This window comes from Staphylococcus sp. HMSC077D08 (assembly GCF_001837945.1).
In the GTDB taxonomy this organism is placed as follows: domain Bacteria; phylum Bacillota; class Bacilli; order Staphylococcales; family Staphylococcaceae; genus Staphylococcus; species Staphylococcus epidermidis.
The window spans coordinates 60062-79907 of sequence record NZ_KV834742.1 but is presented as its reverse complement, the minus strand read 5'-3'; the positions used below and the strand labels follow the sequence as shown (position 1 = coordinate 79907).

At 31.7% G+C, this 19846-nt stretch carries 18 protein-coding genes and 2 other annotated features (1 of these 20 only partly in view); of the genes, 17 read left to right on the top strand and 1 reads right to left on the bottom strand.

The genetic code is table 11. From position 1 onward, the window contains the following. Positions 1-90, top strand: a sequence feature (ribosomal protein L20 leader region) (it extends 34 nt beyond the left edge of the window). 26 nt (positions 91-116) lie between these two features. The 15 genes from infC to HMPREF2663_RS01220 all read left to right on the top strand — a co-directional run bounded on the left by infC (position 117) and on the right by HMPREF2663_RS01220 (position 14748). After that, on the top strand, positions 117-644 hold the full coding sequence (gene infC / locus HMPREF2663_RS01290) for a translation initiation factor IF-3 (RefSeq protein WP_001830789.1): 528 nt from the start codon (positions 117-119) through the stop codon (positions 642-644). 27 nt (positions 645-671) lie between these two features. Then, the gene (rpmI, locus tag HMPREF2663_RS01285; RefSeq protein WP_001830767.1) at positions 672-872 is read left to right on the top strand and encodes a 50S ribosomal protein L35; all 201 of its coding nucleotides are present in this window, start codon (positions 672-674) and stop codon (positions 870-872) included. 49 nt (positions 873-921) lie between these two features. Next, the gene (gene rplT, locus HMPREF2663_RS01280) at positions 922-1278 is read left to right on the top strand and encodes a 50S ribosomal protein L20 (RefSeq protein ID WP_001830839.1); all 357 of its coding nucleotides are present in this window, start codon (positions 922-924) and stop codon (positions 1276-1278) included. A 419-nt stretch (positions 1279-1697) separates the two neighbouring features. Continuing rightward, positions 1698-2309 (top strand): NUDIX domain-containing protein, encoded by a 612-nt coding sequence (locus HMPREF2663_RS01275; RefSeq protein ID WP_002446645.1) that lies wholly within the window; start codon positions 1698-1700, stop codon positions 2307-2309. A 16-nt stretch (positions 2310-2325) separates the two neighbouring features. After that, on the top strand, positions 2326-3249 hold the full coding sequence (locus HMPREF2663_RS01270) for a hypothetical protein (RefSeq protein ID WP_070845609.1): 924 nt from the start codon (positions 2326-2328) through the stop codon (positions 3247-3249). 160 nt (positions 3250-3409) lie between these two features. After that, the gene (gene tig / locus HMPREF2663_RS01265) at positions 3410-4711 is read left to right on the top strand and encodes a trigger factor (protein WP_002446643.1); all 1302 of its coding nucleotides are present in this window, start codon (positions 3410-3412) and stop codon (positions 4709-4711) included. A 286-nt stretch (positions 4712-4997) separates the two neighbouring features. Continuing rightward, positions 4998-6260 carry an ATP-dependent Clp protease ATP-binding subunit ClpX gene (gene clpX, locus HMPREF2663_RS01260; protein WP_001830765.1) on the top strand — a complete coding sequence of 421 codons (1263 nt, stop codon included), beginning with the start codon at positions 4998-5000 and terminating at the stop codon, positions 6258-6260. 111 nt (positions 6261-6371) lie between these two features. Further along, on the top strand, positions 6372-6959 hold the full coding sequence (yihA, locus tag HMPREF2663_RS01255) for a ribosome biogenesis GTP-binding protein YihA/YsxC (RefSeq protein WP_002446642.1): 588 nt from the start codon (positions 6372-6374) through the stop codon (positions 6957-6959). Positions 6960-7128: 169 nt separating this feature from the next. Next, entirely contained in the window at positions 7129-8475 is a 1347-nt protein-coding gene (gene hemA, locus HMPREF2663_RS01250; protein WP_002446641.1) for a glutamyl-tRNA reductase, read from the top strand. A gap of 21 nt (positions 8476-8496) precedes the next feature. Then, complete coding sequence (gene ccsA / locus HMPREF2663_RS01245; RefSeq protein WP_002446640.1) at positions 8497-9309, top strand: cytochrome c biogenesis protein; 813 nt, start codon at positions 8497-8499, stop codon at positions 9307-9309. A gap of 51 nt (positions 9310-9360) precedes the next feature. Continuing rightward, positions 9361-10287 carry a hydroxymethylbilane synthase gene (gene hemC / locus HMPREF2663_RS01240; protein ID WP_002490133.1) on the top strand — a complete coding sequence of 309 codons (927 nt, stop codon included), beginning with the start codon at positions 9361-9363 and terminating at the stop codon, positions 10285-10287. Between the two features lie 33 nt (positions 10288-10320). Further along, positions 10321-11001 (top strand): uroporphyrinogen-III synthase, encoded by a 681-nt coding sequence (locus HMPREF2663_RS01235; protein ID WP_002446638.1) that lies wholly within the window; start codon positions 10321-10323, stop codon positions 10999-11001. Beyond that, a complete protein-coding gene (gene hemB / locus HMPREF2663_RS01230; protein ID WP_070845607.1) occupies positions 10991-11965 on the top strand; it encodes a porphobilinogen synthase in 975 nt (324 codons plus the stop codon). Before HMPREF2663_RS01235 ends, hemB begins: the two co-directional genes overlap by 11 nt. 23 nt (positions 11966-11988) lie before the next feature. Then, the gene (gene hemL, locus HMPREF2663_RS01225; RefSeq protein ID WP_002499841.1) at positions 11989-13272 is read left to right on the top strand and encodes a glutamate-1-semialdehyde 2,1-aminomutase; all 1284 of its coding nucleotides are present in this window, start codon (positions 11989-11991) and stop codon (positions 13270-13272) included. 408 nt (positions 13273-13680) lie between these two features. Then, a complete protein-coding gene (locus HMPREF2663_RS01220) occupies positions 13681-14748 on the top strand; it encodes an AbrB family transcriptional regulator (RefSeq protein WP_002446635.1) in 1068 nt (355 codons plus the stop codon). 168 nt (positions 14749-14916) lie between these two features. On the opposite strand, the gene HMPREF2663_RS01215 is transcribed toward HMPREF2663_RS01220, so the two are convergent. After that, positions 14917-15477 (bottom strand): DNA-3-methyladenine glycosylase I, encoded by a 561-nt coding sequence (locus tag HMPREF2663_RS01215; RefSeq protein WP_002457795.1) that lies wholly within the window; start codon positions 15475-15477, stop codon positions 14917-14919. A gap of 57 nt (positions 15478-15534) precedes the next feature. Further along, positions 15535-15776, top strand: a binding site (T-box leader). A 42-nt stretch (positions 15777-15818) separates the two neighbouring features. On the opposite strand from HMPREF2663_RS01215, the gene HMPREF2663_RS01210 reads away from it, so the two are divergent. Both HMPREF2663_RS01210 and HMPREF2663_RS01205 read left to right on the top strand, forming a co-directional pair. Beyond that, positions 15819-18449, top strand: coding sequence for a valine--tRNA ligase (locus HMPREF2663_RS01210; RefSeq protein WP_070845606.1), 2631 nt, complete (start codon positions 15819-15821; stop codon positions 18447-18449). A 10-nt stretch (positions 18450-18459) separates the two neighbouring features. Further along, entirely contained in the window at positions 18460-19725 is a 1266-nt protein-coding gene (locus HMPREF2663_RS01205; protein WP_070845604.1) for a bifunctional folylpolyglutamate synthase/dihydrofolate synthase, read from the top strand. Positions 19726-19846: the final 121 nt, after the last annotated feature.

The following is a 19846-nucleotide window of genomic DNA, read 5'->3' as shown; positions in this document are numbered from 1 at the left end:
GCGACGCTAATGCAGTTGGCAGGTCAATCATGTTACACATTTATTGTGTTTAAGAAGAGCGGGTAGTTATACTCGCTCTTCTTTTTGCTTGGAACAATTTCGTAAATTTCTGGGAGGTGTCAACCATAGCAAAAGATCAAACTCAAATTAATGAGAAAATTCGTGCAAAAGAACTACGCTTAATAGGCCAAGATGGTGAACAAATTGGTGTTAAATCTAAACGTGAAGCTTTAGAAATGGCTGAACGTGTTGATTTAGATTTAGTTGTTGTAGCACCAAATGCAAAACCACCTGTTGCGAGAATAATGGATTATGGTAAATATAAATTCGAACAGCAGAAAAAAGAAAAAGAAATGAAGAAGAAACAAAAAGTCATTAATGTTAAAGAATTACGTTTAAGCCCAACTATTGAAGAACATGATTTCCAAACTAAGTTGAAAAATGGACGTAAGTTCTTATCTAAAGGCGATAAATGTAAAGTTTCAATTCGTTTCAGAGGTCGTGCGATTACACATAAAGAAATTGGTCAACGTGTGTTAGAAAAATTTGCAGATGAATGTAAAGATATTGCAACTGTTGAACAAAAGCCTAAAATGGAAGGGCGTCAAATGTTTATTATGTTAGCGCCTATCAACGAAAAATAAACGTTAAATTATAGGAGGAAATGAATCATGCCTAAAATGAAAACTCACCGTGGAGCAGCTAAACGTGTTAAAAGAACTGGTTCAGGTCAATTAAAACGTTCTAGAGCTTTCACATCTCACTTATTCGCAAATAAAAATACTAAACAAAAACGTCAATTACGTAAAGCTAAGTTAGTTTCTAAAAGTGATATGAAACGTGTTAAACAATTATTAGCATACAAAAAATAAGATTTTAAACGAATATATACGATAGAGATCATCTAAGGAGGAATTTATTATGCCACGAGTTAAAGGTGGAACAGTAACAAGAGCACGTCGTAAAAAAACGATTAAATTAGCTAAAGGTTACTTTGGTTCAAAACATACATTATATAAAGTAGCTAAACAACAAGTAATGAAATCAGGACAATATGCTTTCCGTGACCGTCGTCAACGTAAGCGTGATTTCCGTAAATTATGGATAACACGTATTAATGCAGCTGCACGTCAACATGACATTAGCTACTCACGTCTAATGAACGGATTGAAAAAAGCTGAGATTGATATTAATCGTAAAATGTTATCAGAAATTGCAATCTCAGACGACAAAGCTTTCGCTGAATTAGTATCAAAAGCTAAAGAAGCTTTAAAATAATATTTATACAAGACCTGAGACAATAATCTTTGTCTCAGGTCTTTTTATGTGCTTGTTGTTAATATATTATTTAAAAGTACTTAAATATTGAGTACAATACCTTGATGTAATGACGGACATATTTTATTTATTTGGTCATTTTCATAATACTAGGTTATTTCAAATCATGCTTTGAAATAATCAATATATACGAAGTCAATAACTAATAAGAGATAAATTTTCATTCATGTTATGACAGTGAGGTGTATAATTTTACTTTGCTAAAAGTTTCATCATATCAATAATGTAAGATTGTGTCTTATTTTAATTAAGAATATAATGACACTTTTATCGTTTTACATATACATATATTCAATCGCAAAAAATGATAATTTTTGCTAAAATGACTGATAGTATACTATATCTAAAAGGAGATAATCATGTCTAAATTTGATGAACAAATAATTGTTGTAAACAGAGATATTTTATTTAACAAAGATAAGAATGCTTTTAATGGTTTTTTACATAAAAATAATTTCAAAGGAAAAGAAATTTTTAGCGCGTTAAGTAAATATGAAGTGAAAAGACGTGGTGATATGGAAGATGATCCATCGTTTAAACAATTAATATCATATTGCCTACTAGAAAATGAGAAGGGAGAAATCCTTGTTTACGAGCGTCTTTCTGGTGGGGGGGAAGAACGGTTACATGGTCAGTCATCTATCGGTGTTGGTGGTCATATGAATGATGTTACTGGAGCTGATTCAATTAATGAAGTTTTAAGAGTTAATGCTCAACGAGAATTAGAAGAAGAAGTAGGATTAAGTAATAATAAATCTCAAAATATGGAATATTTAGGTTTTATAAATGATGATGATAATGATGTGGGTAAAGTTCATATGGGCGTCGTATTTAAAATCACTGTGCAATCAAACGATGTTGAAGCAAAAGAAACTGATACGCTAAAAATTAAATGGATAGAACAAGGCGACATTCATTCCTATGAGGATTTTGAAACATGGAGTGCATTAATTCTTCAAGATATATCATGATTGGAGTGCTAAATTAATGGCTGATATTATACCTTTTCCGCAGTCTAAAAGTAAAGTGATTAAACAAATAAATGATGCAGAAAGAAATGCAGATTTTGAAAAGATGTATCATTTGTTTAATGTATATGAACAGCATTTCGACCTTAACGAGGATATTGCATTAAAGAAATGCTGGATGCTTTTAAAATTGAATGCTTATTTAGAGTTACGAGAAGAGGCAATTATTTTGTTAAAACGTGGATTCAACTGTTATGACGAATTGATGATATATTATATTAAAAGTCTGAATGGTTTAGGTCAATTTTATGAAGCAGTTGAAGTAATTAATCAAATTATCGATGAAGTTAAAAATCATAAAACCAGAATGGAACTTTTTCCACTTAAAGAATATGCAATATCGAGACTTGATGAAGATAGAGAAGCATTGTCTTCATCTTTATCAGATTTTGGTTCGCTTAACACACGTGAACAAACATCTTTATTATTACAACTTATTGATAATGGGCATTATAATTTTAAAGAATCAGTAGCGAATATATTAATTTCTATAGAGTTACCTAAAAATTTAGTGAGCTTAATGTTGGAATATTTAAGATTTGCTGAATATTCTCATACAATTACAATCCATAAATATGGTGAAACGATAAATGTCAATCCTAATCATTTAAGTGGCATTGAGCACACGACGATTAAAGACAAGGTCATTCCTGTCGTAATGAATAGATTAGAAGATGGAGCGCTGCATATTTTAAAAGAAGCACAACATATGATGAATAATCATTCTATACTCATGTATCCTATAGATATAGAGTCGTTATACACTATTGATGATTGGATAGATGCATATGATGTTTACTTCAAACAATTAATTGGTATAGATATAAATGGCTGTAACAATGACACTTTACAATTCATTAAATCATTAGATAATGAAATGTAAAATTTAATTTGTTGCAAATTGAGTAAAAGAATTTTAATATAGAAATCGTTGAAAATAAACTTGAACAACCCTTCGTTTTCAAAGTTTGTTAACGCTAAAAACCTATGCTATAATAGGGAAGTTGAAAAAATAAATTAGTCAATCATGGAGGTATTTATACATGACAGCAACTTGGGAAAAAAAGGAAGGTAATGAAGGCGTTTTAACTGTTACTGTTCCTGCAGAGAAAGTAAATAAAGCATTAGATCAAGCATTTAAAAAAGTGGTCAAACAAATTAATGTGCCTGGATTCCGTAAAGGTAAAGTGCCTCGTCCGATTTTTGAGCAACGTTTTGGTGTAGAAGCACTATATCAAGATGCAGTGGATATCTTATTACCTGAAGCTTATGGTGAAGCAATTGAAGAAACAGAAATTAGTCCAGTTGCACAACCAGAAGTTAATGTAACTCAAATCGAAAAAGGTAAAGATTTCATTTTTGAAGCTACAGTTACAGTTGAACCTGAAGTTAAATTAGGTGATTACAAAGGATTAGAAATTGAAAAGCAAGAAACTGAACTTTCTGATGAAGAATTACAAGAATCAATCGACCATAGTTTAAGTCACCTTGCTGAAATGGTTGTTAAAGAAGATGGTGCTGTTGAAAACGGTGACACAGTAAACATTGATTTCTCAGGTTCAGTTGATGGTGAAGAATTTGATGGCGGACAAGCTGAAGGTTATGACCTAGAAATTGGTTCTGGATCATTCATCCCTGGCTTTGAAGAACAAATAGAAGGAATGAAAACTGGCGATGAAAAAGATGTAGTTGTTACATTCCCAGAAGAATACCACGCTGAAGAATTAGCTGGTAAAGAAGCTACATTTAAAACAAAAGTCAACGAAATTAAATTCAAAGATGTACCAGAATTAAATGATGAAATCGCTAATGAATTAGATTCTGATGCTGAAAACGTGGACGAATATAAAGAAAATCTCCGCAAACGTTTAAGTGAACAGAAAGCAACTGAAGCGGAAAATACTGAAAAAGAAGAAGCTATTAATAAAGCAACAGAAAATGCTTCAATTGATATTCCTGAAGCAATGATTAATACTGAATTAGATCGTATGATTCAAGAATTTGGTCAAAGAATTCAACAACAAGGCTTAGATTTGCAAACATATTATCAAATCTCTGGTCAAAACGAAGAACAACTAAGAGACCAAATGAAAGACGATGCAGAACAACGCGTTAAAACAAACTTAACGTTAACTGCGATTGCTGATGAAGAAAATATTGAAGTATCTGATGAAGATATTGATAAAGAATTAGAAAAAATGAGCGAGCAATTTAACATTTCTGTAGAAGATATTAAATCTACTTTAGGTAATACAGATATTGTTAAAAATGATGTACGCATTCAAAAAGTTATTGATTTATTAAGAGATAACGCGAAATATGTTGAAGCTACTAAAGAAGACTAGTATCGTTCATTAAATGAATGCTTAATATTGAATTAGTCAATTGTCTATAAGTTGAATGAAATATAGGCAGTGTCAATTGTATAGATTGACAACTTAATATAGCATCATTATGATTTATTATTGTTGATGTTAAATGAAATTTAGGGGCGGGACAATGAAATCATTCATTAAGAATAAGATTTCAGTCCCGCTCCAAGTTATTTAAGCATCTTGATTGTAAATATGTTAAGTTGCATTGTAAAATGCTTTTTAGTATAGTCTTTATGGAATAGGGGTGTAAAAAAGAATGTTCAAATTCAATGAAGATGAAGAAAATTTAAAATGTTCTTTCTGTGGTAAAGATCAAGATCAAGTGAAAAAATTAGTCGCAGGAAGTGGCGTTTATATTTGTAATGAATGTATTGAATTGTGCTCAGAAATCGTTGAAGAAGAATTAGCACAAAATACGTCTGAAGGATTTACGGAATTACCAACTCCTAAAGAAATTATGGATCACCTCAATGAATATGTCATTGGTCAGGAAAAAGCCAAAAAATCATTAGCAGTTGCTGTATATAATCACTATAAGCGTATTCAACAATTAGGTCCAAATGAAGACGATGTTGAATTACAAAAAAGTAATATCGCATTAATTGGGCCAACTGGTAGCGGTAAAACATTATTAGCTCAAACACTAGCTAAAACACTAAATGTACCATTTGCAATTGCTGATGCTACAAGTTTAACTGAAGCAGGTTATGTAGGTGATGACGTAGAAAACATCTTATTACGTCTTATTCAAGCTGCTGATTTCGACATTGATAAAGCTGAAAAAGGTATTATATATGTCGATGAAATTGATAAAATTGCGCGTAAATCTGAAAATACTTCAATCACGCGCGACGTGTCTGGTGAAGGTGTACAACAAGCATTGCTTAAAATTTTAGAAGGTACAACTGCTAGTGTACCGCCACAAGGTGGTCGAAAGCATCCAAATCAAGAATTAATTCAAATTGATACGACAAACATATTATTTATCTTAGGTGGAGCTTTTGATGGTATCGATGAAGTCATTAAGAGACGCTTAGGAGAAAAAGTGATAGGATTTGCTAGTAATGAAGCAGATAAATATGATGAAGAAGCTTTACTGGAACAAATTCGTCCAGAGGATCTCCAATCATATGGATTAATTCCAGAATTTATTGGTCGTGTACCTATAGTTGCTAATCTTGAAACTTTAGATGTTGCTGCACTTAAAAATATTTTAACTCAACCTAAAAATGCGCTAGTTAAACAATACACTAAAATGCTAGAGTTAGATAATGTGGAATTAGAGTTTTCTGAAGAGGCTCTATCTGCTATAAGTGAAAAAGCAATCGAACGTAAAACTGGAGCGCGTGGATTACGTTCAATTATAGAAGAAGCATTAATTGACATCATGTATGATGTACCTTCTTCTGAAAATGTAAGTAAAGTAGTCATTACTGAACAAACGATTAATGAAGAAATTGAGCCTGAATTATATGATGATGAAGGAAATCTAATTAATAAGAATAAGACATCTGCTTAAAAAATTTGATTTAATACTGAGTCACGTGAATTGTGACTCAGTTTTTTTATATGTAAACATAGAAAAAAATGTTAAAGTTAATTATACAATAGTATAAGAAAGAGGAAGTTTATGAATATAAATCCAAATAATATCAACTTAATTATAAGTGCTGTTAAAAAAGCGCAGTACCCTGACACTGGTTTAACAGAAGTAGCGTTAAGTGGACGCTCAAATGTAGGTAAATCTACATTTATTAATAGTATGATTGGGCGCAAAAATATGGCGCGAACGTCACAACAACCTGGTAAGACACAGACATTGAATTTCTATAATATAGATGAACAACTTATTTTTGTTGATGTACCGGGATATGGATACGCTAAAGTAAGTAAAGTTCAACGAGAAAAATTTGGTAAAATGATTGAAGAATATATTACACAACGAGAGAATTTAAAACTTGTTATTCAACTTGTTGATTTAAGGCATCAACCTACTGAAGATGATGTGCTAATGTACAATTATCTTAAACATTTTGATATACCAACACTTGTAATATGTACTAAGGAAGATAAAATTGCTAAAGGAAAAGTACAAAAGCATATCAAAAGAATAAAAGACAAATTAGAATTAGAGCCTGGAGACAATATTATAAGCTATTCTTCAATTAAGAATAGTAAACAGCAAGAAATTTGGAACTTTATTGAAACATATATATAAATTTTTTCAATTAGAGAAATGTATTTTAACCACAATAAAAAAATGTCGTTATTTTGACAAAAAATTGAATGTAGATTATAATCTTTCTAATTTATTTAAGCATTCCACTTAAACATCTTTTTAAATGTGTTATACTTGTTTTATTGTTAGTATATGGAGGGCGTTATAAATGCATTTTGTTGCAATTAGCATAAATCATCGAACAGCTGATGTAACATTAAGAGAGCAAGTTGCTTTTAGAGATGATGCCTTACGATTAGCACATGAAGATTTATATGAAACTAAAGCAATTTTAGAAAATGTCATTTTATCTACATGTAATCGTACTGAAGTATACGCTATTGTTGATCAAGTTCATACAGGACGTTATTATATACAAAGATTTTTAGCGCGCTCTTTTGGATTTGAAGTAGATGATATTAAAGATATGTCGGAAGTTAAAGTGGGGGACGATGCAGTTGAACATTTATTGCGTGTCACTTCTGGCTTGGATTCAATTGTGCTTGGTGAAACACAAATTTTAGGACAAATGCGCGATGCATTTTTCTTAGCACAAAATGCTGGCACAACTGGAACGATTTTTAATCATCTATTTAAACAAGCGATTACTTTTGCTAAAAAAGCACACAGTGAAACAGATATTGCAGATAATGCTGTAAGTGTTTCTTATGCTGCTGTTGAATTAGCTAAAAAGGTATTTGGAAAATTAAAAAGTAAACATGCTGTCGTTATTGGAGCGGGGGAAATGGGTGAATTATCACTCTTAAATCTTTTAGGTTCTGGAATTTCAAGTGTAACAATTGTTAATCGGACATTGTCTAAAGCTAAAATTTTAGCCGAAAAACACAATGTTTCATATGATTCGCTTTCAGCATTACCATCTTTATTAGAAACTACAGATATAGTAATTAGTTCTACAAGTGCTAAAGACTATATCATTACTAATTCTATGGTGAAAACAATTTCAGAAACTAGAAAACTGGATTCATTAGTTCTGATTGATATTGCGGTTCCACGAGACATTGAACCAGGTATTGATGCAATTACAAATATTTTTAATTATGATGTTGATGATTTAAAAGATTTGGTAGATGCCAATTTAAGAGAACGTCAATTAGCTGCTGAAACTATTGCAGCACAAATACCTGAAGAGATTGATTCACACAATGAATGGGTTAATATGCTTGGCGTTGTACCTGTAATCAGAGCTTTACGTGAAAAAGCTATGAATATCCAAGCAGAAACTATGGAAAGTATTGATCGTAAATTGCCAGATCTCTCTGAAAGAGAACGTAAAGTCATTTCGAAACATACAAAAAGTATTATCAATCAAATGTTAAAAGATCCTATCAAACAGGCTAAGGAATTAAGTACTGATAAAAAAAGTAATGAAAAATTAGAGCTATTTCAAAACATATTTGATATTGAAGCCGAAGATCCTCGTGAAAAAGCAAAGTTAGAAAAAGAGAGTAGAGCAAAGGAAATCTTAGCGCATCGAATATTTAGTTTTGAATAAGCATATTAATTTGGTGATGATATGCAAGAAACCCTGTTAATTAGATTTCATGAAATCATATTAATGATTTATCTGTTTAGTATTATTTGTTACTTTGTTGATTTCATTAATAAAAATTATAAGACTAGAACTGTAGGTTTTTATTCATTAGGGATTGTTTGGGTTTTACAAACAATCTCTTTGTCTATTTTTTTTATTCATACTAAACAAGTGCCACTAGGTTCTATATTTGACGTTTTTTTCTCTTTAACATGGATTATTATATCAATTTCGTTGATATTGAATTTGATTAAAGTAATGAATTTTTCCGTTTTCTTCCTTAATTTGATAGGATTTATTCTAATGACTTTAAATACATTTCAGCCTGAACATTATCAAACGCAAATTCAACAAGTTGCAGTAATTAATGAGTTATTACTTATTCATATAGCACTTGCAGTATTAAGTTATGCATTTTTTGCAATCGCATTTGTAAATTCATTACTCTATATTATTCAATATCGAAATTTAAAGGAGAAAAATTTCGATCAAAATTACTTTAGAATTGGTAGTGTTGCTACTTTAGAAACAATCGTTTTCTATTCTACACTTGTTGCATGGATTATCCTTATATTAAGTACAATTTTAGGTGCGCAATGGGGGATCTTTGCAGTCGGTAAAAGGATATTTATAGATCCAAAAGTAATATTTTCATCAATTATTACTTTATTATATGGTGTTTATATTTTGATTAGAATAAAAAAATGGATATCACAAAGAAATCTTATCTATTTTAACATTATATTATTTTGTTTGTGTATGATTAATCTATTCTTTTTAACTCATTTTAGGTAAGAAATAACCTGTTTTTCATATAAAAATCGGTATCTAGGAGGCATTTAACGTATGCGTAAATTAATTGTTGGGTCGCGAAGAAGTAAGTTAGCGCTAACACAAAGTCAACAATTTATTGATAAATTAAAATTTATCGATCCGTCTTTGGATATTGAAATAAAAGAAATTGTAACTAAAGGCGACAAAATTGTAGATAAACAATTATCCAAAGTTGGAGGTAAAGGACTTTTTGTTAAGGAAATTCAAAATGAATTATTTAACAAAGAGATAGATATGGCAATACATTCACTAAAGGATGTACCAAGTATAATTCCTGACGGTCTCACATTAGGATGTATTCCTGACAGAGAAATCCCTTTTGATGCCTATATAGCAAAAAATCATATTCCATTAGAAGAATTGTCTGAGGGTAGCATTGTAGGTACAAGTTCTTTACGTCGTGGCGCTCAAATTTTATCAAAATACCCACATTTAAAAATTAAGTGGATTCGTGGAAACATCGATACTCGATTAAAAAAATTAGAGACTGAAGATTACGATGCAATTATATTAGCCGCCGCTGGATTAAAACGCATGGGTTGGTCAGATAATATTGTTACGACTTATCTTGATAGAGATGTATTACTGCCTGCTATAGGTCAGGGTGCACTTGGTATTGAGTGTAGGAGTGATGACAAAGAACTTTTAGATTTACTAGCTAAAGTACACAATCATGATGTAGCACAATGTGTGACTGCTGAACGTACTTTTCTATCAGAAATGGATGGCAGCTGTCAGGTTCCTATAGGTGGATATGCAACAATTGTTCACGATAACCAAATTGAATTTACAGGACTGATTATGTCTCCAGATGGTAAGGAAAGATACGAACATACTACATTGGGTTCTGATCCTGTACAATTAGGTATAGAAGTGAGTCAAGTACTTAAAAAACAAGGTGCTTATGACATAATTAAAAAGTTAAATGAAGCAGAATAATACTAAACTCTATTATAGAGGTGAAACAAATTTATGAAACCAGTTATAGTTATGACGCAGACGAATGAAGTTCATAGTCATTTAGTTGATATTGTCCACAAGCCTTTTATCCAACTAAAACAACTTCATTTTAATGAAAAATTGCTTGATCATAGCTACGACTGGCTTATTTTTTCGTCTAAAAACGCAGTAAAATACTTTTATCCTTATTTAAAAAACGTTAAAGTTAAAAAGGTAGCTGTTATAGGTGATAAAACAGCTCAGTATTGCAATGAACTAGGTATTAGTGTCGACTTTGTGCCACGTGATTTTTCGCAAGAAGGCTTTTTGGACGAGTTTAAGATTAGAGAACAACATTTATTATTGCCCTCAAGTGAAAAAGCACGTCCAAAATTAGTTCAACAATTGAGCAAATATAATGAAATCGTTAAAATAGATTTATATAGACCAGTACCGAATTTTAAAAATATAAGTCAAGTTAAGGCACTTGTTAGAAAACATCAAATAGACGCAGTGACTTTTTCAAGTTCATCTGCAGTTGAATTTTATTTTAAAGAGGGCAATGTTCCTGAATTTGATCATTATTTTGCTATCGGTAAGCAAACTGCTAGGACCATTTTAAAATTCAATGCATCTGTAAAAGTGGCAAATAAACAAACATTAGATTCACTTATTGATAAAATTATAGAAAGTAGGGAACAAAATGAAATTTGATAGACATAGAAGATTACGTTCATCTAAGACAATGCGTGATTTAGTAAGAGAAACTCATGTTAGAAAAGAAGATTTAATATATCCAATATTTGTAGTTGAGCAAGATGATATAAAAAGTGAAATTAAATCATTGCCAGGTGTATACCAAATTAGTTTAAATTTATTGCATGAAGAGATTAAAGAGGCATATGATTTAGGTATTAGAGCAATTATGTTCTTCGGTGTTCCAAATGAAAAAGATGACATCGGATCTGGTGCATATGATCATAATGGAGTTGTTCAAGAAGCGACACGAATATCCAAGAATTTATATAAGGATTTACTTATTGTGGCAGATACTTGTCTTTGTGAATACACAGATCACGGACACTGTGGCGTTATTGACGATCATACGCATGATGTAGACAATGATAAATCACTTCCATTACTTGTAAAAACAGCTATTTCTCAAGTTGAAGCTGGAGCTGACATCATTGCTCCAAGCAATATGATGGATGGTTTTGTTGCTGAAATTCGTGAAGGCCTTGATCAAGCGGGATATCAAAATATTCCTATCATGAGTTATGGTATTAAATATGCTTCAAGCTTTTTCGGTCCATTCAGAGATGCTGCAGATTCAGCACCTTCATTTGGGGATAGAAAAACCTATCAAATGGATCCTGCAAACCGTTTAGAAGCATTAAGAGAATTGGAAAGTGATCTTAAAGAAGGTTGTGATATGATGATAGTTAAACCATCTTTAAGTTATCTAGATATTATTAGAGATGTAAAAAATAATACGAACGTGCCAGTTGTAGCATACAATGTTAGTGGAGAATATAGTATGACAAAAGCAGCAGCGCTAAATGGTTGGATAGATGAAGAGAATATTGTTATGGAACAAATGATATCTATGAAACGTGCAGGTGCTGATTTAATAATTACTTACTTTGCAAAAGATATCTGTCGTTATTTAGATAAATAGATGATAATTGTGGAGGTCATATGATGAGTTTTGAAAAATCTATTAAAGCAATGGAACATGCTGAGAAATTAATGCCTGGTGGTGTTAACAGTCCCGTAAGAGCATTTAAATCAGTAGACACACCAGCTATTTTTATGGATCATGGTGAAGGATCTAAAATATATGATATTGATGGAAATGAATACATTGATTATGTGCTAAGTTGGGGTCCATTAATTCTTGGACATAAAAATCAACAAGTTATATCCAAATTACATGAAGCAGTTGATAAAGGTACAAGCTTCGGCGCTTCAACACTTCAAGAAAATAAACTTGCTGAACTTGTGATTGACCGTGTACCTTCAATTGAAAAAGTAAGAATGGTTTCCTCAGGAACTGAAGCTACTTTAGACACACTTCGTTTAGCTAGGGGTTATACAGGACGTAATAAAATTATAAAATTTGAAGGGTGTTATCATGGACACAGTGATTCTTTACTGATTAAAGCAGGATCAGGTGTTGCAACACTAGGTTTACCTGATTCACCAGGCGTTCCTGAAGGTATTGCTAAAAATACTATCACGGTGCCATATAATGATTTAGATTCACTTAAATTAGCGTTCGATAAATATGGCGATGATATTGCTGGTGTTATTGTAGAACCGGTTGCTGGAAATATGGGTGTAGTGCCTCCAGTGAATGGATTTTTACAAGGTTTAAGAGATATTACTACTGAATATGGAGCATTACTTATATTTGATGAAGTGATGACTGGTTTCCGTGTAGGTTACAATTGTGCGCAAGGATACTTTGGTGTAACACCTGATTTAACTTGCTTAGGAAAAGTGATAGGTGGAGGTTTACCCGTTGGAGCTTTTGGTGGTAAAAAAGAAATTATGGATTACATTGCTCCTGTTGGGACTATTTATCAAGCCGGCACACTTTCAGGTAATCCTTTAGCAATGACTAGTGGTTATGAAACATTGAGTCAACTTACTCCTGAATCTTATGAGTATTTTAATTCTCTAGGAGATATACTTGAAAAAGGATTAAAAGAGGTATTTGCTAAGCACAATGTTCCAATCACAGTAAATCGCGCTGGTTCAATGATTGGTTACTTCTTAAATGAGGGGCCTGTAACAAATTTTGATGAAGCGAATAAAAGTGATTTAAAATTATTTAGTAACATGTATAGAGAAATGGCTAAGGAAGGTGTTTTCTTACCACCTTCACAATTTGAAGGAACATTTTTATCAACTGCACATACTAAAGATGATATTGAGAAAACTATTCAAGCATTTGATAATGCATTAAGTCGTATTGTGTGATAATTTTAAAATATAATTATTTAAATTAATTGAGTCTAGGGCAAAAATCAATGTCCTAGACTTTCTTAACTTATAAGTAGTTTATAACTGAATTGAAGATGCACTTATATCAAATTTTAAAGCTATTTTATGTCATCAATACAGAAAATTTCACTGAGAAATTCAACAGACAAAGCAAGTTGGGGTTCGGGGCCCCAACAAAAAGAATTTCACTAAGAAATTCAACAGATAAAGCAAGTTGGGGTTCGGGGCCCCAACAAAAGGAATTTCACTAGGAAATTCAACAGACAAAGCAAGTTGGGGTTCGATGGTGGACAAGGAATTGAAGATGCATTTTGTTCTGCTCTTTTATTTAAATAAAGTTATAAAATTTTTTCGACTTACTTTTAACGAAAGTAGAGTGGTATTTTGAATCGGAATTTTATTAATAATTTAATCATATTATTAATTGCTATTATGTTAAGTCTATTATTAAAAATGTTACATGTGATTTTGCCATTTATGTTTGGACCAATATTAGCGGCGTTATTATGTGTAAAAGTATTAAAATTAAAAATTCGATGGCCATTTTGGTTAAGTCAAATCGGTTTAATATTACTTGGAGTTCAAATTGGCTCTACATTTACACAACAAGTGATTAAAGACATAAGTAAAAATTGGTCAACTATCGTTTTTGTCACTATCCTACTAATTTTATTAGCTTTGATAATTGCATTCTTTTTTAAGAAAATTGCACAAGTGAATTTAGAAACTGCAATTTTAAGTGTCATACCAGGTGCGCTAAGCCAAATGTTAGTGATGGCAGAAGAAAATAAGAAAGCAAATATATTAGTTGTGAGTTTAACACAGACATCACGTGTAATATTTGTTGTTATTTTAGTACCACTTATTTCGTATTTTTTTCAGGATAATCATCATGAAATGAATCATCCTACAATGGAAGTACCTGCACTTTCTCAGACTTTAAATATATGGCAAATAATCATCTTATTCTCAATGGTGGGTATCATCTATATAGGAATGTCAAAAATTAACTTCCCCACTAAACAATTATTAGCACCTATAATAGTTTTAATTATATGGAATATGACAACACATTTAACATTTTCACTAGATCATTGGTTGTTAGCCACAGCGCAACTTATTTATATGATACGTATTGGATTACAGATTGCCAACTTAATGAGTGATTTAAAGGGAAGAATTGCAATAGCAATAGCCTTTCAAAATATCATGCTCATAGTCACAACGTTTATAATGATAATAGGAATACATTTGATTACTAATGAATCCATCAATGAATTGTTTTTAGGAGCAGCACCAGGAGGTATGAGTCAAATAGTTTTAGTGGCTATGGCTACTGGAGCTGATGTAGCGATGATTTCAAGCTATCACATTTTTAGAATATTTTTTATATTATTTGTCATTGCGCCACTAATTGGTTATTTTATTAATATTAGATTAAATGAAAAATGATTTTAATGACCTGAGTTATACGTTTTTTAAATAAAACTTTGAAAATATTTGCGAGCAAATGTAATTATTTAAAAGTGAAATTTGGATAAATTAAACGTTGTAAACTTTTAGTATGTGTGAAAAAACTCATATTGTTTGAATACCCATAGCCCAACTTTTGGCTATGTTTCACCCATGATTTGGTTTAAATGGACATCCTTCAAGATGTGAGTCATACAATCCAGCAGCTTCTAAAAATGAGAACACGGTTACTGGACCTAAAAATTTAAAACCATATGCTTTTAAATCTTTTGATAATTGAGTAGCTCGTTGATCAACTTTTTTACGATCTCTAGGTTTTTTATAACCCATATTTATGGGTTGATGATTTACATAGGACCATAAAAATTTACTAAAACTACCATAGTCTTTTTCAATTTTTAAATATCCCTTCGCTTGGCTCACAATTGCTTCTAATTTTTTACGATTGTGAATAATGTTTGGGAATTTCATTAAATGATCAATATCCTTTTCAGTCATTTGTGCGATAAATTGAGGTTCAAAGTTGTAAAATGCCTGTTCATACGATTCCTTTTTCTTTAATATTGTCAACCATGATAAACCTGCATGTTGTGATTCAAGAGCCATTAGCTTAAATAATTCTTTGCTATCATAGATTGGTTGTCCCCAATAATAATCATGATACTCTAGATATGTGGGATCAGTTGTGTTAAAAGCACATTCGTTCATAAATTCATCTCCAATACATTGACTTATTTTAATATCCATTATAATATAAATGGGTAAAAGAATATATTATTTGGGAAGAGTAAGTTTATATCATTTTAAAGAGAGCATATGGTGGCTGTGAATATGTAAATGATTAAGTCTGAAGGTAGCCCTATTTTATAACTTCTATTGAAACATAGATGACAAGTAGATAGAAGCGTGTATGAGCGTTAATCAGAGACTTAAGTGCTTGAAGAAAAGAATGAATTATTTCTTCTTGAATATAGGTGGTACCACGGAACAGAACATCCGTCCTATTTTTTATAGGATGGATGTTCTTTTATTTTTTAGGAGGTAGACATATGGAAATGAAACCAAAATATGATCCAAGAGAAGTTGAAAAGGGTCGTTATGAGGAATGGGTAAGTAATGGTTACTTTAAACCATCTGAAGATAAATCTAAAGAGGCATATACAATTGTAATTCCGCCCCCTAATGTTACAGGTAAATTACATTTAGGTCATGCATGGGATACTACATTACAAGATATAATAACTAGAATGAAAAGAATGCAAGGATACGATACTTTATATCTGCCTGGTATGGATCATGCTGGTATAGCAACTCAAGCAAAGGTTGAAGCAAAACTTAATGAACAAGGTATATCCAGACACGACTTAGGAAGAGAGAAATTTTTACAGCAAGCATGGGATTGGAAAGAAGAATATGCAACATTTATTAGACAACAATGGGCTAAACTTGGCTTAGGGTTAGATTATAGTAGAGAACGCTTTACGTTAGATGATGGTTTAAGTAAAGCTGTAAGAAAAGTATTTGTTGATTTATATAATAAAGGTATTATTTATCGTGGCGAAAGAATTATTAACTGGGATCCTAAAGCTAGAACAGCTTTATCAGATATTGAAGTCATTCATGAAGATGTCCAAGGTGCTTTTTATCATTTTAAATATCCTTATGCTGATGGGAATGGATATATAGAAATAGCTACTACACGTCCTGAGACTATGTTAGGTGACACTGCTATCGTTGTAAATCCAAATGACGAAAGATATAAAGATGTGATTGGTAAAACAGTTATATTACCTATTGTAGGAAGAGAGTTACCTATTTTAGCTGATGAATACGTTGATATTGAATTTGGTTCAGGAGCGATGAAAGTTACTCCGGCACATGACCCTAATGACTTTGAAATTGGTCAAAGACATCAATTAGAAAACATTATAGTCATGGATGAATATGGTAAGATGAACGAAAAAGCTGATAAATACAAAGGGATGGATAGATTTGATTGTAGAAATCAGCTTGTTAAAGACTTAAAAGAACAAGATCTTGTTATAAAAATTGAAGAACATACACATTCAGTTGGACATTCTGAACGTTCTGGTGCAATTGTAGAACCTTATTTGTCCACACAATGGTTTGTAAAAATGAAACCTTTGGCACAAAGAGCTTTGGATAATCAAAATACAAAAGATAGAATTGACTTTTTCCCAGGTAGATTTGAAAATACATTCAATCGCTGGATGGAAGAAATTAGAGATTGGACGATTTCACGTCAACTATGGTGGGGACACCAAATACCTGCTTGGTATCATAAAGACACAGGTGAAGTCTTTGTTGGTGAAGAAGCGCCTGAAGACGTCGAGAATTGGATACAAGATGAGGACGTATTAGATACATGGTTCTCAAGTGCACTTTGGCCGTTTTCAACATTAGGATGGCCTGACACAAATGCTGATGATTTTAAACGATATTATCCGACAAATGCATTAGTTACTGGTTATGACATCATTTTCTTCTGGGTAGCCCGTATGATTTTCCAAGGATTAGAATTTACTGATAGAAGACCATTTAATGATGTATTACTCCACGGTTTAGTCAGAGCTGAAGATGGACGCAAAATGAGTAAATCATTAGGTAATGGTGTTGATCCGATGGATGTTATTGACGAGTATGGCGCTGACAGTCTACGTTACTTTTTAGCAACAGGATCTTCACCAGGTCATGACTTGAGATATTCTACTGAAAAAGTTGAATCAGTTTGGAATTTCATTAATAAAATATGGAATGCTGCGCGTTTTAGTTTAATGAATATTGGTGAAGATTTTAAAGTCGAAGATATAGACCTAAGTGGTAATTTGTCATTAGCAGATCAATGGATATTGACTAGATTAAATGAAACGATATCTACAGTAACCGAATTAAGTGACAAATACGAATTTGGTGAGGTAGGTCGTGCACTTTATAATTTCATTTGGGATGAGTTCTGTGACTGGTATATTGAAATGAGCAAGATACCTATGAATGGCGAGGACGAATCTCAAAAGCAAACGACGCGATCAGTACTTAGTTATGTTTTAGATAAAATAATGAAAATGTTACATCCATTTATGCCTTTTGTGACAGAAACAATTTGGCAAAGTCTTCCACACCATGGAGAAACAATTGTTAAAGCTAACTGGCCAACTGTTGATCAAGCATTAATCTTTAATGAAAGTAAACAAACAATGGAACAATTAGTTGAAATTATTAAGTCTGTCCGTCAATCAAGAGTTGAAGTTAATACACCGTTATCTAAAGCAATACCGATTTTAATTCAAACTAAAGATGAAAAGATTAAACAAACACTTATGGATAACATAAGTTACCTACACAAATTCTGTAATCCAAGTCAATTGACTATTGATACTGAGATTGAAATTCCAGAAAAAGCAATGACATCTGTAGTAGTTGCTGGTAAGGTAGTTCTGCCATTAGAAGGTCTTATTGATATGGACAAAGAAATTGCTCGACTTGAAAAAGAATTAGATAAATTACAAGGCGAGTTAGATAGAGTAGATAAAAAGTTATCCAATGAGAATTTTGTAAATAAAGCACCAGAAAAAATAATTAATGAAGAAAAAGAAAAACAACAACATTATCAAGAAAAATATAATGGTGTTAAATCAAGAATTGAACAACTAAAGGCATAGGAGCATGATCATGAATTACCTAGACAGCTTGTATTGGATACACGAAAGATCTAAATTTGGTATCAAACCTGGCGTCAAACGTATGGAATGGATGCTAGAACAATTAAATAATCCCCAACATAAAATAAGAGGTATTCATGTGGGTGGAACAAATGGTAAAGGTTCAACTGTTGCATACTTGAGAACCGCATTAATTGAGAACGGATACTCAGTCGGAACATTTACCTCACCATTTATCGAAAGTTTCAATGAACGTATCAGTTTAAATGGTGTACCAATTATGAACGATGAACTTGTTCAACTAATTGAACAAGTTAAACCTGTTAGTGAAGCCTTAGAGATAGAAACAGATTTAGGTGGGGCTACTGAATTTGAGATTATAACAACAATGATGTTCCTTTACTTTGGTGAGATAAATCCTGTTGATTTTGTGGTAATTGAAGCAGGTTTAGGAATAAAAAATGATTCGACGAATGTTTTTAAACCTGTGCTATCCATACTCACAAGTATAGGACTTGACCATACAGATATCTTAGGTACAACTTATTTAGATATCGCAAAAGACAAGGCAGCTATAATTAAACCACATATACCGATTGTTTATGCGGTGAAAAATGACGATGCTTTAAAGTATGTGAGGGATTACGCGCTAGAACAAAACGCAAAACCAATCGAATTGGATCGGGAGATTACCGTTGTCTCCCAAGATGATGAGTTCACATATCGGTATAAAGATTATGAATTAGAAACTATCATTCTTAATATGTTAGGGGAACATCAAAAGGAAAATGCAGCACTTGCAATTACTGCTCTCATTGAATTAAATGAAAGACAAATTATAGAACTAGATTTTAATAAAATGATAGACGGTATAGAATCTGTGAACTGGACAGGTAGAATAGAACAAGTAAAAGAACAACCATTAATGGTTGTTGACGGTGCTCACAATAATGAAAGTGTTGATGCGTTAGTAGACACAATTAGACATTATTATGGAAGAGATAAAATTGATATTTTATTTTCTGCCATTAAAGGAAAGCCAATTCATAGTATGATTAACAAATTAAATGATATTGCCTCAAAATTCTATATAGCAGATTTTGAGTTTCCAAAAGCATTAGCTAAAGAAGAAATTGCCGAAGAATTGAAATTAGATAATTTACATTTAATTGATGATTATGTTGATTTTATTGAAAATTACGAAGGTGATGGGCTGATTATTACTGGAAGTTTATACTTCATCAGTGAGGTAAAAGCAAAAATTAATTTTAATTAAATTCAAAAGAGTGACAACTGCAGTTAAAACTGTAAGTTTCACTCTTTCTTTTTATAATCTTCTTTAATAATTTATGTTTATTAAAGTATAGAAAAAAGACATACTCACGAATGAATTGTAA

What these genes read in the sequence shown, in the direction of transcription:
- rpmI (WP_001830767.1), top strand. Translation starts at nt 672, where the DNA reads ATGCCTAAAATGAAAACTCACCGTGGAGCAGCTAAACGTGTTAAAAGA.
- rplT (WP_001830839.1), top strand. Translation starts at nt 922, where the DNA reads ATGCCACGAGTTAAAGGTGGAACAGTAACAAGAGCACGTCGTAAAAAA.
- HMPREF2663_RS01275 (WP_002446645.1), top strand. Translation starts at nt 1,698, where the DNA reads ATGTCTAAATTTGATGAACAAATAATTGTTGTAAACAGAGATATTTTA.
- HMPREF2663_RS01270 (WP_070845609.1), top strand. Translation starts at nt 2,326, where the DNA reads ATGGCTGATATTATACCTTTTCCGCAGTCTAAAAGTAAAGTGATTAAA.
- tig (WP_002446643.1), top strand. Translation starts at nt 3,410, where the DNA reads ATGACAGCAACTTGGGAAAAAAAGGAAGGTAATGAAGGCGTTTTAACT.
- clpX (WP_001830765.1), top strand. Translation starts at nt 4,998, where the DNA reads ATGTTCAAATTCAATGAAGATGAAGAAAATTTAAAATGTTCTTTCTGT.
- yihA (WP_002446642.1), top strand. Translation starts at nt 6,372, where the DNA reads ATGAATATAAATCCAAATAATATCAACTTAATTATAAGTGCTGTTAAA.
- hemA (WP_002446641.1), top strand. Translation starts at nt 7,129, where the DNA reads ATGCATTTTGTTGCAATTAGCATAAATCATCGAACAGCTGATGTAACA.
- ccsA (WP_002446640.1), top strand. Translation starts at nt 8,497, where the DNA reads ATGCAAGAAACCCTGTTAATTAGATTTCATGAAATCATATTAATGATT.
- hemC (WP_002490133.1), top strand. Translation starts at nt 9,361, where the DNA reads ATGCGTAAATTAATTGTTGGGTCGCGAAGAAGTAAGTTAGCGCTAACA.
- HMPREF2663_RS01235 (WP_002446638.1), top strand. Translation starts at nt 10,321, where the DNA reads ATGAAACCAGTTATAGTTATGACGCAGACGAATGAAGTTCATAGTCAT.
- hemB (WP_070845607.1), top strand. Translation starts at nt 10,991, where the DNA reads ATGAAATTTGATAGACATAGAAGATTACGTTCATCTAAGACAATGCGT.
- hemL (WP_002499841.1), top strand. Translation starts at nt 11,989, where the DNA reads ATGAGTTTTGAAAAATCTATTAAAGCAATGGAACATGCTGAGAAATTA.
- HMPREF2663_RS01215 (WP_002457795.1), bottom strand. Translation starts at nt 15,477, where the DNA reads ATGAACGAATGTGCTTTTAACACAACTGATCCCACATATCTAGAGTAT.
- HMPREF2663_RS01210 (WP_070845606.1), top strand. Translation starts at nt 15,819, where the DNA reads ATGGAAATGAAACCAAAATATGATCCAAGAGAAGTTGAAAAGGGTCGT.
- HMPREF2663_RS01205 (WP_070845604.1), top strand. Translation starts at nt 18,460, where the DNA reads ATGAATTACCTAGACAGCTTGTATTGGATACACGAAAGATCTAAATTT.